Below are 12895 nucleotides of genomic sequence, written 5' to 3'. Positions count from 1 at the left end.
GACTTGCAGAACTTGTCGGCTGTGGCGGGTGGAGCGGACAAGGACGTGATCTCTGGACGGCTTGACAGGGGGCGCATTGGCATCCCAACTGCTTGGGGTAACGCAGGCAATTGGCGTCGCTGCGCCCCTGTGTCGCGTCTCGGCCGCTGCTTCCGGTCCGTCGCGTCCCACTTTCTAGTTGAACGATGGATAATCCTTCTCGGTCCGAACGGTCCCGCAAAGCCGCGCTTGCCGCAGCCCTCACCATTATTGCGCGGGATGGGCCGGGTCGGCTGACGCTGGACGCGATCGCGCGAGAGAGCGGCTTGAGCAAAGGCGGCCTGATGCACCAATTCCGCACTAAGGACGCAGTGTTGAGAGCGCTGCTGGAGCAGCAGTTCGCGCATTTCAACCAGTTCTCCACGGACTTTCTGAACACGGCCGGCTCATCTTCGCGCGAACCAAAGCTGGCGACGGCCATTGCCACGTCGCGGGAAATCATTGCCCAGCAATATTCGGTGGCCCAGGCGATGCTCGCCGCGCTGGTTTCCGAGCCCAGCCTGCTTGCCGAAGCCCGCGACCGCGACGCCGAGAACCTCGAGACCATCAAGGCGGAGGCTGCCGATCCGGATTTGGCGACGCTGCGCTGGGCGGCGGCGCGCGGACTCGCACTGCTCGCGATGCTCCGCCTATCCCCGATCTCAGAAGCCGAGTCGGAGCGGCTGTTCGCCCGGCTGCTTGACGAAAGCCAGTGGACCGCGCTCCAGCAGCCGCAGAGGGAGCAGGCCGAACGGCCCGTTCGTGCGCCGGCGCGCCGGAACGGCTAGGTACAAGCGCGCCATCTCCCGTTAAAGGCACTTACCGCAGGTCAACGGCGCTCGCCTGGTCTGCTTGCGACGGATCGCCTCACCCTGATTAGCCGATTTACAAACCGTCCGGTCGGTTTTATGGTGCGCCCCATCAAAGGGTTTGTCGTGGCGCGGACCTGCTCACGCTGTCTCGTCGAAAGCGGACGTCGAGGACTGCAGTCTCCGGTGCCTCGGCCTTACGCTTTCGCGACGTCGGCCGCGCCACGCCCTCCGTTTTCCGGCTCGGGAATGAGGAGAGACTGAGATGAATGATGGGACCGCCGCGCGCGGCGTGCTGCTGCTGGTGCTGTGCGCGAGCGCTGCGGGATGCGCCAGCGTGGCGCCAGTGGCTTATTCGGAGCTCGCCTCGTCGGCCTATCTCGTGCCCAACCCGTCCGATTCCTCGGGCCGCATGCCGTACCGTTACGCGACCGCCGTGGACTGGCGGTCTTACGACAAGGTCATGCTCGATCCCGTCGTGATCTATCGCGGACGCGATCACCAATTCGGCGACATGTCCGAGCGCGACAAGGGCGACGCTCGCCGCCTATATGCGGACCCGCTTCCTGGAAAGCCTCGGTAGCCGTTTTGCGATCACCAGCAGTCGGGCGCCGAACACCTTGCGCGTGCGGCTCACATTGACCGGAGCGGTCGCCAACACCCCTGTGCTGGGCACGCTGTCGCGCTTCGACCTTGCCGGCGCCGTCTACAACGGAGTGCAGACCGCGCGCGACGGCGAGGGAACGCTGACAGGCTCGGTGGTCTATGTCGTCGAGGTCTTTGATGCGCTGAGCGGGCGGCTCCTCAGCGCCTTCGTCAGCAAGCAATACCCGACCCCCTACGACATCAAGGCAAGCGTCGGCGCGCTCACAGCCGCGCAGGCCGGCATAGATAAGGGCGCCGACGCTCTCGTGGCTCAGCTCAGATGATGGTTCGGCGAGGCGCGCACAACAACGCGTGCACAACAGCGATGGTGTTGTGAGATGAAAATCCTGTGGCGAATAATCATCCGTACCGCGGTGGCCACCCTGCTGGCCGTGGCGCAAAACCGCGGTCAGGCGGCAACACCATCCGATCCGAGCGGGACCTGGTTGACCGAAGACGGCCGCGCCCGCATTCGAGTCGAGCACTGCGGCGTCGCGCCAGAGCGGATCTGTGGCTATATCGTCTGGATGAAGGAGGCTGTCGACACCAAAGGCCAGCCGTTGCGGGACAAGCGCAATCCCGATCCTGCCAAGCGTGCACGCGCGCTTCTCGGCCATCAGCTCATCCTCGGCCTGAGGCCGATGCAGGAGGGCCGCTTTGCCGGCGAGATCTACAATGCCGAGGACGGCAGGACCTATGGCATCACGATCTGGCGCGACGGCGCTGAGCGCTTGAACATCAGGGGCTGTCTGCTCGGTTTGCTCTGCTCCACACAAAGCTGGGTGCGGACGACCGACGCGCTGCCGGGGCAACTGGTCGGAACGACTGGCGACGCCACCGGCCCGACGCCCGATCCGGAGTGGGCGATGGCGCGGCAGGTTCGGCCGGGGACGACCAAGGTCAAGGCGCAATAGTTCTCCCCGTAAAACTACCGGATGAGAGCTCGGTCGGCCGCGAATCGCTTAAGCTGTCGATGCCGTACCTGGAAAGATGAGGCCATGGCCGACACTCTGGAACGAGATGTACAGGCGTTGAAGGAATGGCTCAGGCAGGCGTGGCGCTACCTCGCTGAGCCATCGCTGACCCGTTTTGAGCGGCAGGAAATTCGCAACCAGATCAAGCAAACCGACGCCGAGCTACGGGCCTGCCTGCAAAAGCTGGCGGCGCAAAATCAGGTGCGAAGCAAGGCAATGGATGCACCGGTACGGACCGTGCCGCGGTCGGATTTTCGTATTCTCAATGTTTAGCCGAAAGGAGGTTGCGCAAGCGTCGCCTGTTGCGCCTGGTGCAGCTTCGCCGCGCGGAGGATGTGATCCGGGCTGCCGCTGATCAGCTTGATCTGGCGCCGGCATTCGGCGGCGAAGGACTGCAGCCGCTCGATGGTGAGCGTGTCCGTGATGCTCTTGGCCAACCGCTCGGCGCGCAGCGCCTGATCCTGAAGATATGCCAATCTGTCCATGCCCCGTCTCCTTGCTGGGACAATTTGCGGCGAATTGCTTCGTTCCGAGGCTGCTCCAATTATGGCTAACGCCGGGTTAATTTCTGCGGCGTCGGACCAACGTGGCGTGAGTGAGCGAGCGAACGCCAACTTGGGAGGGGAAGGCGGATGAAAAAGATCGATATTGAAGAAGCACCCGTTTCATCGGGCTCGCGCTATCCCGGAGAACTGGCGCTGCCCTGCCTCAACAAGCTTCGCCGCCGGCTCGGCGCGGGCGCCGGCTTGAAGCAGATCGGCATCAACCTGCTGGAGTTGGGTCCCGGCGTCTGGTCGAGCCAGCGGCATTGGCACACTAAGGCGGAAGAGTTCGTCTACGTCCTGGAAGGAGAGGTCGTGCTGGTGACGGACGCGGGCGAGGAGATTTTACGCGCCGGCGACTGCGCGGCTTTCCGCGCCGGCGACGCCGACGCTCATCACCTGCAAAACCGCAGCCAAGCGGTCGCACGCATTCTCGAAATCGGCTCGGCCAATCTGCGTGAGGACGAAGCCCATTATCCGGACGTCGATCTGCATGCCACTGTCGCCGGATATTTTCGCAAGGACGGGACGCCGTATTAGCTGTTCGAACCCTGTCACCCCGCCGCTTCAAGATCTGGCTGAGGCTGAACCGCGTCCTCATCTCTCACATGCAGCGCAAAGCCGCGCACGTGCGGATCACTGAGACCTGCGCGGAGCTGCATGCTCGGAATCAGATAATCGCCTCCGTTCTGTTGCCGGTAAGGAATCGGCGCCGTGGTCGAAAGCGTCCGCATCCGCGCGCGCAGGCGTGCCGCAATTGACCCGAAAGCAGCTTCATCGAGGCGGTCGGCCCGGTAGACCACGAAGGGCGGCAGCACCTGGTAGCCCGGGTAATAAAGTATGCCGTGATGGATCGGGAACAGCAGGTCCTCGATCGGCCCGTTGATGCCGCGGGCGGCATAGTGCTCCTCCCAGCCGCCGGCGGTCACGATCAGCATCGCGCGCTTGCCTGCCAGCCTGCCTTCGCCGTAGCGGTCGCCCCAGCGCCTGTCGCTGTGCTCGCCGACGCCATAGGCAAAGCCATAGGCGAACACGCGATCGACCCATCCCTTGAGGATCGCCGGCATGGAGAACCACCAGAGCGGAAACTGCACGATCAGCATGTCGGCCCATAACAGCTTCTCGATCTCAGCTTTCACATCCTCGGTCAGCGCATCCGCCTCGAAAGCTTGCTTGGAGGCATCCGCAACCTTGAGGCGAGCGTCCGGCGCAAGCGGCGGGAAATCGGCACGATCCACGACGGCTTTCCAACCCTGCGCGTAAAGGTCCGAGACCCGGATTTGGTGGCCTTGGGCTTTGAGCTCATCGACGGCGGCGTCGCGCAGCGCGCCGTTGAGCGAGCGCGGTTCAGGATGGGCGAAGACAAGCAGAACTTTCATGGGGAGGTTCCGGTAGGTGAGGGATCGCCGCCTAGGTAGAAAATTGCCGATCGATCCGCTATATGACGGTAATGCATAATATTATCCCGAAAAATGGATAGATCGGACGTCACGCTGGAGCGCATGCGGACCTTCGTTCGGGTCGCCGAACGGGGCAGCCTGTCGGCGGTCGCGCGCGAGCTTGGCCTCGGGCAGTCGACCGTGACGCGGCAGCTCCGAGAGCTCGAGGACTCCGTCGGCGTTCCCTTGCTAAGCAGGACGACCCGGCGTGTCACCATGACCGACGAGGGCAGCCGCTATTACGCCAATTGCGTGCAGATCCTGCGCTTGGTGGAGCAGGCGGGCGACGAGGCCCGCGGCACGCGCGGCGCGCTGTCCGGCAACATCCGCATCTCCTGCACCGCGGCGTTCGGCGTGATGCATGTGAGCCGGCTGATCTTCGCGTTTCAGGATCGCTATCCCGATATCGGCGTCGATCTCAGTCTCACCGACGAGCGCATCGATCTCGTGCGCGAGGGCGTCGATATCGCGTTGCGCCTGGGGCCCCTGGCCGACAGCTCGATGAAGCTGCGCCCGCTTGGTCAGTCGCGACGCCTGCTGGTCGCCGCGCCCGATTATCTCGCGGCGCGCGGGACGCCGACCCGGCCACAGGATCTCGCCGGACATGAGGGCGTGCGGATGTCGAATGTCGCCGGCAGCGACACGCTCGTGCTGCAGGGGCCCGACGGCCATCGCCACGCGGTGCCCTTTGGCGGGCGCCTTCGCGTCGACCATGGCCTGGCCGCGCGTGAAGCGCTGGTTGCCGGCCGCGGCATAGCGCCCACGCACCACTGGCTGGTCGATGATCTCATAGCCGCGGGCCGGCTCGAGCCGATCCTGCCCGACTACGCACCGCCCTCGGTGCCGCTGAACATGCTGATCGTCCCGGAGCGCGCCGGCATCGCGCGCGTGCGGCTGCTGATCGATTTCCTTGCGGAGCAGATTGCGGCCATTCCAGGGATCGAGCAGGGGCGGTAACTTGCTGTCCTTGGCGGGGTGAGGACTGTAGCCCTTGGCCGCCAACTCTGCTATCTGACCGGCGCGTCAGCTCGTCGGTCCGGTTGGGAGCCGATCACACGAGTGTGTTGGGGTTTAGCCGGCTTAGCTCAGCGGTAGAGCAGCGGTTTTGTAAACCGAAGGTCGGGGGTTCAATCCCCTCAGCCGGCACCATTACCATGCCCTTTGATGAACGATCGAGTTGCCTGAGGCTGCGCTTCAACGCGTGAAAAAGCGGTCCCGGAGGGACCGCCTTTTTGTCCTCTAACCGCGCTTGCCCACTCACCGGCACAGATGCCGGCGGCCGTCGGCGCCCATGAAATAGGTGCCGGGGGTGCAGGCGAAGCCGTTTGGCCCGGCATAGGTCTGCTGCGGCCAGCCGGCATTATAGCCATTGTAATAGGCGTAGGAATTGGCCGGGTAATAGCCGTAGGAATTGGCCGGGCGGAACGGCGCGGTCGCGATGGCGCCCGCTGTGTTCACGGCGCCTGCGGCGATGGCACCCGCGGTTCCCACCGCACCAGCCGCGACATCAGCGGGCCAGAAGCCGGTGCCCTGGTTATAATAGGCACGGTTGTAATAGCCGTTGTTCCAAGCCTGCTGCTGGTAAGCCTGCTGTTGGTAGGCTGGGTTTGCAGGGTAATAGGCACGATGAGGGTGCCGATAACCGCGCTCGGCATGGTAACTGCTGCCAGAATGATGAACCCAGGCCATCGCGGGGCTCGCCAGCGCGGAGACGGCAAGCGCCGCCGCGCCAAGGATCGCTAATCTTGTCATGGGGTGCTCCATTGACGTTGAACGTACCGGTAAGCGCGTTCGCGAGACGGTGTTCCCTTCTTTTCTTCGCTCTCGATTCACACAGCTGTGAGGTGCATCGAGGGGGATTGTACACGCGCCGGGAGGATGTGAAGTTCCGCGCCAGCCGCAAATCGATGGTGGAACAGGCGGTGAGACGGTCGTGAGCGCAGGCGGGGACGATGTTCGGTATTTTGGGGCTCGGATTTCTTCTCGGCATGCAACATGCTCTGGAGGCCGATCACGTCGCCGCCGTATCCAGCATCGCAGCCCGGCGAAGCGAGATCGGCGATATCGTCAAGCACGGCTTGACCTGGGGACTCGGTCACACGGTGACCCTGTTTGCCTTCGCCGGTGCGGCCATCATGCTCGGCCATGCCATTCCGGACAACTGGTCGCAGACCTTGGAGACGGCCGTCGGCATCATGCTGGTCGGCCTGGGCGCACACGTGCTGTGGCGGCTTTGGCGTGACCGCATCCATTTCCACAGTCACAGCCATGGCGACGGCACCGTGCATTTCCACGCCCACAGCCATGCCGGCGAGACCATGCCACATCGGCGCGCGCCGCATCAGCACAGCCACGGCTTCCGCTGGCGTACGCTCCTGGTGGGGCTGATGCACGGCATGGCGGGCTCGGCGGCGCTGCTCGTGCTGGCGGTGTCGCAGGCGCCGAGCGTCGCGGCGGGACTTGGCTATGTCGCGCTGTTCGGCATCGGCTCGATGATCGGGATGGGCGCGCTGTCGACCGTGATCGCGGTGCCCATCGCAGTCTCCGCGCGCTGGCTTACGGCCGCGAACGGCGCGCTGCAGGGCGCGGTCGGCGTCATCACCATCGCCATCGGCCTGCGCACCCTCATCGAGACCACGTTCGGTTGAACAGTTAACGGTTTCGTATCGGGATTGGCGGCAATTAAGCGCGGTAAATGCCTCGTGCGTTAGGCTTACCGGCAGTTTGGCGCGCCCCTTTAACCCTTCCTATCCCGCCTTCGGATAGATTGCATTTTAGCAATCGGACCAATCCATGCGTCTGTCTTTGACATCGGCCATCCTGATCGCAATGACCTCGGCGGCGTCTGCCTCGGAGGGATTCAATGTCGTCATCCCCGCCCGGCCCGGCATTCCCGTGATCATCAACGGCGTCGATGCGTCGTATGGCGTCGTCGAGGGCGAGTTCGGCCTCGGCAAAGGCGTGAACAACCTGCCGACCGTTTACGGCGGACGCTATGTCGATTACGCGCCCAATGTCGGCCACTACTATCCGAGCCTCGGCCAGAAGCCCGGCTATGGCCGGCTCGAGATCGAGCCGCCACCCAATCGCAAATTGCCGCCGCCGCCACCCGAATATCACGAGTCATGGTCGGCGCATTCCGCGCCGCTGCCGGCCACGCAGGCGCCGGACGTTCCGCTTTATCCGCCGCCCGTGATCGTTGCCCCGCCGATGGGCGGCGCGCGCGGGCCGCAGAACTATCGGTGATGTCGAGCCGCCAGAAATCAAGAAACGCCCGCACCGAATTTCAAAAGCCAACAAAAACAGGCTTAACAGGAGAGAGTAATGCGTCAGATTTTAACAGGGATGATTGCGGCTGCGGCCGTGATGACCGCGGGCGCCGCGACGGCGAACGCGTGTGGCTTTGGTGGCTGCTCACCTTGCGCCGCAGCCTATGTCGCTCCTTGCGCGCCGGCCTATGTGCCGAGCTACGGCTACGGTTATGGCTACACGGGATGCGGCACCTGCGGCGGCTGGGCCTATGAGCGTCTCGCGGCGCCGATCACGCAATACTACTATGTGAACCAGGGTCCCACCTACACCGGCCCCGGCGCCTTCGCGCCATATCCGGCCTACGAGGAAGACGCCTATCCCGTCTATGGCTACGGCTATCGCTGGCACCATCGCTATCACCACAGCTACGCGCCGCGTCACTATGGCTACCATTACGGCCCGTACTACCATGGCCGCCGCGTGCTGCGCCGTTACTACTGAACTCTAAAATTTCATCCTGGACGTCAATGCCCGTCCGCATCCCGCGGACGGGCATTCTCATTTCATCAACCCGAGCCGGCTTGCGCCGATATAGAGCGCGAGCACCGCAGCGTTCGAGACGTTGAGGCTCTTGATCTCGCCGGGCAGATCGAGACGCGCCACCGCGCGGCAGGTTTCCCGCGTCAGTTGCCGCAGGCCCTTGCCCTCGGCGCCCAGCACCAGCGCCAGCGGCTCGCGCAACTCGATGGTGGAGAGATCCTCGCTGCCTTCGCTGTCGAGCCCGACCGTCAGGAAGCCGCGTTCGTTCAGCGCGGTCAGCGCCCGCGCCAGATTTTGTACGGTGACCTGCGGCACCAGTTCGAGCGCGCCGGAGGCCGCTTTCGCCAGCACTCCAGTTGCCTCCGGGCTGTGACGCGCGGTGGTGACGATCGCCTTCACCGCGAACGCTGCCGCCGAGCGCAGGATGGCGCCGACATTGTGCGGATCGGTGATCTGGTCCAGGACCAGCACAAGGCCTTCCGGGGCGAGCGTCGACAGATCCGGCGAGGGCAGGGGATCGGCCTCGGCATAAAGCCCTTGATGCACGGCATCGGCGCTCAAGAGCCGGTCGATCTCGTTGGGCCGCACGACTTCCGGCGCCACGCGGGTCTCGATATTTTCCTCACTCAGCCGCCGCGCGGCGTTCTCGGTGAGCAAGAGCTTGCGGATGCGGCGCTGTGGGTTCGCGAGCGCCATCGTGACGGTGTGCCAGCCGTAGAGGATGACCGGGCCATCGCCCACGCCCTCGCGAGCGCGCCACGCCGGCCGGCCGCCGGACCGGCCTTTGTCGAACGGTCTTCCACCGCGCCGGAACGGCGGCTTTCGGTCGCGATCGGTCATGGGCTCCCACTCATCCTGCGCGCCTTGTGTCACGGGTTCCGGACAATGGCAATTTGGCCCCAATCGGTACCAAATTCGCCGGCGGCCTTGGTTGACTTTGCCGCGCCCCGTCCCCATAAACGCGCCGACTGTTCGCCGTCATTGGGCGGTGCGGTCTTCACCCTCCATGGTCCCGGTCCGTCGCCGCTTGGAAAGCGGCCTCGCGGGTTGCGAGGCCATCGAGCGGGGGAGTGTCCCGAGTGGCAAAGGGAGCTGACTGTAAATCAGCCGCCTCATGGCTTCGAAGGTTCGAGTCCTTCCTCCCCCACCACGCTTCGCCCTCACGGGCTACGCGTGGCGCAGCCGCGCCTAGTCCGTGAGGGCGAAGCGTGTCCGGCGTAGCTTGAGCCGAGCGAAAGCGGAGACGGACTTAGACCAGGCATCACCGCCATGGATAAACCCAGCCCCGAACAGTTCGAAATGCGGCGGCTGGAATCGCTGAGCAACACCATCTTCGGTGTTGCCATGACCCTGCTTGCCTATGACCTGCCGCGGGCGACGGAGTTCGGTCATGCGCCGGGCTGGGCGGAGCTCTACCACCTCTATGCGCCACGGCTGATCGCGCTGGTGCTCAGCTTTGTCATTGCCGGGGTGTTCTGGGTCAGCCATCACCGCAGGCTTGCCCGGCAGCCCCACGCGGACCGTGCGGTGGTCCTCATCAATTTGGGTTTTTTGCTCCTGATTATTCTCCTGCCGGTCAGCAACGGCCTCTACGGCAATTATGGTGCGAGCAGTGCGGTGGCGGTGCTCTATGGGCTGCATCTGACCGCGATCGCCGCCGTGAACGCCTGGCTCTGGTGGATCGCGACCCGCGGCCAGCCGGCGCGCCCAGAGCTTGCGGGCGCGCTGTTTCCGCTGTTCCTGCTGCTGGCGGGCACGCTGCTGGCGACCGTTGCTCCGCAATATGCCCAATATCTCTGGCTGCTCGCCTTCGGCGGCGTGCTGGCGCATCGCTTCGTCGGCGATCGAACCGCAGCGTAGCCGAAGCATGATCCGGACCCGGAGGGCCGCGTTAGCGTAAACGCGAGGCGTTTGCGCCGAGATCATGCTCAAACAAAAAGCTGGAAGTGCGATGCCGATTGGAGCTGATCCCATCGCGCTTTAGTCGGGGCGAATCACCTCGGGTGCCTCGTTCCTTGAAATGGTTTGACCGGGCAGAAACAGCGCGATCGGGCGGATCTCATAGACAGCGCCGGGATTGGCTTTCTTCAGCTCGCGCGCCGCCGCGATCGCACCATCCTCGTCATCGAACTCGACGATGTACAAGCCGAGCAATTGCTCCTTGGTCTCGGCAAAGGGGCCGTCCAGCACGGTGCCGGCACCGGGCCCGCGCAAGGTCCGCGCCTTTTGGGTCGTGCCCAGCCGCGCCGCAGGTCCCAGTCTGCCTTGCCGGTTGATGCGCTCATGGGCCTTGCCCAGGTCCGTCATGACAGTCGCATCCGCTTGCGGCGTCCACGCCATCACCTCGGTTTCGACGTGATAGGCGAGAATGGCATAGAGCATCACTTTCCCCTTTCCTGACCGGATCGACCTTACTCAAGGACGTTTTACGGTTGCCACTTTCCGACATCGCACAAACCTTCGCCCCCACAATGCGGCAAAACGATCCTGAGACCACAAAGCGCACGAACGCCGGAAGGCGCGCATTTCGAAATGAGGGCGCGAAATTGAGGGGATAACCCGGCCAACAGAAACGCGGCGGAATCGCTCCCGCCGCGCTCACCTGTTGCAACTCGCTGGTCCAGGCGCCGAGGCGCCCACTGCCAGGCGCTAGACGTACCTAGCGGGCGACCTCAGCGAGGTGACAGCGCTTGAGATAAGACACTGGATCACCTCCTTTCGTTGTTGATGGGATAACCAATATAGGCACGCCCGGCCGTCGGTTAAAGGCGCTCCTTAAAGCAGTCTGTTAAAGCAAAGCAGTCTGTTAAAGCGGCCGTGGAACAAGCGTGTTAGGACGGTTGAAGCGGGCAGGCCGACCGTGTTAGGTGATCCGTGCCTCGCGGGTGTAGCTCAATGGTAGAGCAGCAGCCTTCCAAGCTGAATACGAGGGTTCGATTCCCTTCACCCGCTCCAATGTTTTCAAGTACTTATTGAATTTGTCGACTTCCATTCCGACAAGCCCGGCTGAGCCATTCCGACAAACGTTCACTTTTTGGCCGCATGCTTACGCCGTTTGATGCGCTTGATCTGCGCATCCTGTTTGGCCTCGTCGTCATGATGAAGGTAGTGCGCCATCGCTTTGGTCGACGACCATTGGCCCTTCTTCATCAACTGCGTTTCCGTGAGACCGGACGTGCTCGCTTCGGTGGTTCCACCATGCCGGCCGAAGGACGTGAATGTCAGCTCGGGCCGCAGGCCTGCAGCCAAGATGATCTTCTTTGAGATGCGTTCGACTTGAGTGAGCATCTCGCCTTTGCCGCCCCAGGGCAAACCACTGCCGTCTCGGCGCAACATCAAGCCGCCCGTTGGGCGAAGTGCCTTCATGGCGTCCAGCTCAGCCATCAGCAGAGGATAGAGCGGCTTGCCCTTCTTATCGAACAGCGGCTCCCACGAGCCCGTGCTTGTCTTGTAATTGATGACATAGACGTGGTTCGGACGGTTATCCGGCCGGTAGTGCTCAGCCATGAACCGGATAAAGATGTGAGCCTTGCGCTGCAGCCACTCCCAACCGATCAGGACACCCGTCGCCAACGACGCATAGCCCATCTCGATGGCTTTCGCGCGGAACGCCGCCAGCTCGTCAAAGTTCGCGTGCGGAGTCTCGCGCGAGGTTGATTGCAGGCCCATCTTCTCAAACGGGTTCTTCGGCGGAAACATGTGAGGGTGTGCGCGAGAGATCGTATTCCAAGCGCCGCGCGCGGTCTTCATCGCGTGATTGACGGTGGTGCGGCGTTCAATCTTCTCGCCATCGACATCTTTGTACAGCAGCTTCTCAAACAGATCGTCCGCAAACGCCGTGTCGATGCTCGACACGCGCCGCGTGCCAAGACGCCTCCCGTCCTTCAATAGATATTCGCAGATCATCTTGATGCCGGTTTCATGCAGACGACATTGGCCAGGGCTCAAGGGCTGCAGCCGCTTCGCAGTTTTCTGTTTTCAGGTTCGACGATATTCGTGAAACATCCAGTCGAGCGTTCCAATCACCACTCCGATGCCAACCGGATTTCCATCATCGCCGCCTTTCAGCCAGCTATCGAATGCGGGCAGCAATATCCTTTCGACGCGCTGCACCGCTAATTCATAATCGGTACCGAGCGGTTCGTTCTCGACCGAGCAGTCTTTTTTGCGTGCCCAGGTAGGTACGTCGAAAAAATAGGCAAGGCTTCCATTCTTCAGGCGTTTGCGTCTAGTGTAGCGGGGTAGCGGCAGCGCCGAACGTCCCACTCTCGTCACAGCAACCTCCTGGTAACCTCCGGATCGTCTTCCGGGTCCATCTGCGCACGTGTTTTGCCGTTGTCCTCTTTGAGTGTGACAGATATGCGTCCATCAGACCAGATTTCGACGGTCGCAATTGTAGCACCGCTCGCCATAACGCCTTTGATCGCTCGTCTGACGTCAGCTTCGGTGAATCTGGTCTTCGGCATGTGAGGCATTCTGCGGGGTCTTTGGCCCAAATAGTAAAGCTCTTCAAACTGACTTGTTGAAGGGTAGATTATCGCCCATTCAACGCAGCCTTTGCGTCGTCAGAAAAGGGCCGCGATCGATCCGATCGCGCAATCGGTCGCAATGGCGCGCAAATACTGATCTCTCAGACCGTCGCGAAATCAGAGTTCCATCGTGCCCCGCACTGATGC

The 12895-nt window shown here is 63.0% G+C and carries 17 protein-coding genes, 3 tRNA genes and 1 pseudogene; 13 read left to right on the top strand and 8 right to left on the bottom strand.

Going from position 1 to position 12895, the window contains the following annotated elements:
* The first annotated feature begins 185 nt into the window (after window positions 1–185).
* The 4 genes and pseudogenes from F758_RS0125990 (at window position 186) to F758_RS0125975 (ending at window position 2719) form a co-directional block, all read left to right on the top strand.
* Complete coding sequence (locus tag F758_RS0125990; RefSeq protein ID WP_024510620.1) at window positions 186–806, top strand: TetR/AcrR family transcriptional regulator; 621 nt, start codon at window positions 186–188, stop codon at window positions 804–806.
* A gap of 286 nt (window positions 807–1092) precedes the next feature.
* Window positions 1093–1756: pseudogene (locus F758_RS44580) on the top strand (DUF3313 domain-containing protein).
* 54 nt (window positions 1757–1810) lie between these two features.
* Complete coding sequence (locus tag F758_RS0125980; protein WP_024510619.1) at window positions 1811–2386, top strand: DUF2147 domain-containing protein; 576 nt, start codon at window positions 1811–1813, stop codon at window positions 2384–2386.
* 84 nt (window positions 2387–2470) lie between these two features.
* A complete protein-coding gene (locus F758_RS0125975; protein ID WP_024510618.1) occupies window positions 2471–2719 on the top strand; it encodes a hypothetical protein in 249 nt (82 codons plus the stop codon).
* Here the strand turns inward: F758_RS0125975 and F758_RS0125970 are convergent.
* The gene (locus tag F758_RS0125970) at window positions 2716–2931 is read right to left on the bottom strand and encodes a hypothetical protein (protein WP_024510617.1); all 216 of its coding nucleotides are present in this window, start codon (window positions 2929–2931) and stop codon (window positions 2716–2718) included. The two genes, F758_RS0125975 and F758_RS0125970, sit on opposite strands and share 4 nt — an antisense overlap.
* Window positions 2932–3078: 147 nt before the next feature.
* On the opposite strand from F758_RS0125970, the gene F758_RS0125965 reads away from it, so the two are divergent.
* The gene (locus F758_RS0125965) at window positions 3079–3528 is read left to right on the top strand and encodes a cupin domain-containing protein (RefSeq protein ID WP_024510616.1); all 450 of its coding nucleotides are present in this window, start codon (window positions 3079–3081) and stop codon (window positions 3526–3528) included.
* Window positions 3529–3542: 14 nt separating this feature from the next.
* On the opposite strand, the gene F758_RS0125960 is transcribed toward F758_RS0125965, so the two are convergent.
* Window positions 3543–4367, bottom strand: a complete 825-nt coding sequence (locus F758_RS0125960; protein WP_024510615.1) for an NAD(P)H-dependent oxidoreductase — start codon at window positions 4365–4367, stop codon at window positions 3543–3545.
* 93 nt (window positions 4368–4460) lie between these two features.
* On the opposite strand from F758_RS0125960, the gene F758_RS0125955 reads away from it, so the two are divergent.
* The gene (locus F758_RS0125955) at window positions 4461–5384 is read left to right on the top strand and encodes a LysR family transcriptional regulator (protein ID WP_024510614.1); all 924 of its coding nucleotides are present in this window, start codon (window positions 4461–4463) and stop codon (window positions 5382–5384) included.
* Window positions 5385–5501: 117 nt separating this feature from the next.
* Window positions 5502–5576: transfer RNA gene (locus F758_RS0125950), tRNA-Thr, on the top strand.
* A gap of 108 nt (window positions 5577–5684) precedes the next feature.
* Here the strand turns inward: F758_RS0125950 and F758_RS0125945 are convergent.
* The gene (locus tag F758_RS0125945) at window positions 5685–6179 is read right to left on the bottom strand and encodes a hypothetical protein (protein ID WP_024510613.1); all 495 of its coding nucleotides are present in this window, start codon (window positions 6177–6179) and stop codon (window positions 5685–5687) included.
* Between the two features lie 200 nt (window positions 6180–6379).
* Here F758_RS0125945 and F758_RS0125940 point away from each other — a divergent pair, with 200 nt between their 5' ends.
* The 3 genes from F758_RS0125940 to F758_RS0125930 all read left to right on the top strand — a co-directional run bounded on the left by F758_RS0125940 (window position 6380) and on the right by F758_RS0125930 (window position 8180).
* Window positions 6380–7075, top strand: a complete 696-nt coding sequence (locus F758_RS0125940; RefSeq protein ID WP_024510612.1) for a HoxN/HupN/NixA family nickel/cobalt transporter — start codon at window positions 6380–6382, stop codon at window positions 7073–7075.
* 145 nt (window positions 7076–7220) lie between these two features.
* Complete coding sequence (locus F758_RS0125935; protein WP_024510611.1) at window positions 7221–7673, top strand: hypothetical protein; 453 nt, start codon at window positions 7221–7223, stop codon at window positions 7671–7673.
* A gap of 78 nt (window positions 7674–7751) precedes the next feature.
* A complete protein-coding gene (locus F758_RS0125930) occupies window positions 7752–8180 on the top strand; it encodes a hypothetical protein (protein ID WP_024510610.1) in 429 nt (142 codons plus the stop codon).
* A gap of 57 nt (window positions 8181–8237) precedes the next feature.
* Here the strand turns inward: F758_RS0125930 and rlmB are convergent, their stop codons facing one another.
* Window positions 8238–9059, bottom strand: a complete 822-nt coding sequence (gene rlmB, locus F758_RS0125925) for a 23S rRNA (guanosine(2251)-2'-O)-methyltransferase RlmB (protein WP_024510609.1) — start codon at window positions 9057–9059, stop codon at window positions 8238–8240.
* 224 nt (window positions 9060–9283) lie between these two features.
* Between rlmB and F758_RS0125920 the strand changes: the two genes are divergently transcribed.
* Window positions 9284–9369: transfer RNA gene (locus F758_RS0125920), tRNA-Tyr, on the top strand.
* Between the two features lie 119 nt (window positions 9370–9488).
* Window positions 9489–10079 (top strand): TMEM175 family protein, encoded by a 591-nt coding sequence (locus tag F758_RS0125915; RefSeq protein ID WP_024510608.1) that lies wholly within the window; start codon window positions 9489–9491, stop codon window positions 10077–10079.
* 120 nt (window positions 10080–10199) lie between these two features.
* Here the strand turns inward: F758_RS0125915 and F758_RS0125910 are convergent, their stop codons facing one another.
* The gene (locus F758_RS0125910) at window positions 10200–10601 is read right to left on the bottom strand and encodes a YciI family protein (protein WP_024510607.1); all 402 of its coding nucleotides are present in this window, start codon (window positions 10599–10601) and stop codon (window positions 10200–10202) included.
* A 499-nt stretch (window positions 10602–11100) separates the two neighbouring features.
* Between F758_RS0125910 and F758_RS0125905 the strand changes: the two genes are divergently transcribed.
* A tRNA-Gly gene (locus tag F758_RS0125905) sits at window positions 11101–11174 on the top strand.
* Between the two features lie 72 nt (window positions 11175–11246).
* On the opposite strand, the gene F758_RS44575 is transcribed toward F758_RS0125905, so the two are convergent.
* The 3 genes from F758_RS44575 to F758_RS0125895 form a co-directional block, all read right to left on the bottom strand.
* Window positions 11247–11918: a site-specific integrase gene (locus F758_RS44575; protein ID WP_245286594.1), complete on the bottom strand. Its 672-nt coding sequence runs from the start codon at window positions 11916–11918 to the stop codon at window positions 11247–11249.
* Window positions 11919–12197: 279 nt separating this feature from the next.
* Window positions 12198–12494 (bottom strand): hypothetical protein, encoded by a 297-nt coding sequence (locus F758_RS52050; RefSeq protein WP_245286593.1) that lies wholly within the window; start codon window positions 12492–12494, stop codon window positions 12198–12200.
* On the bottom strand, window positions 12491–12685 hold the full coding sequence (locus F758_RS0125895) for a hypothetical protein (RefSeq protein WP_024510606.1): 195 nt from the start codon (window positions 12683–12685) through the stop codon (window positions 12491–12493). Before F758_RS0125895 ends, F758_RS52050 begins: the two co-directional genes overlap by 4 nt.
* Between the last annotated feature and the right edge of the window lie 210 nt (window positions 12686–12895).

The sequence above is a fragment of the Bradyrhizobium sp. ARR65 genome, from assembly GCF_000472385.1.
GTDB lineage: Bacteria > Pseudomonadota > Alphaproteobacteria > Rhizobiales > Xanthobacteraceae > Bradyrhizobium.
Note: the sequence above shows the minus strand (reverse complement) of the source record. Positions and strands in the feature narration are given on the sequence as shown.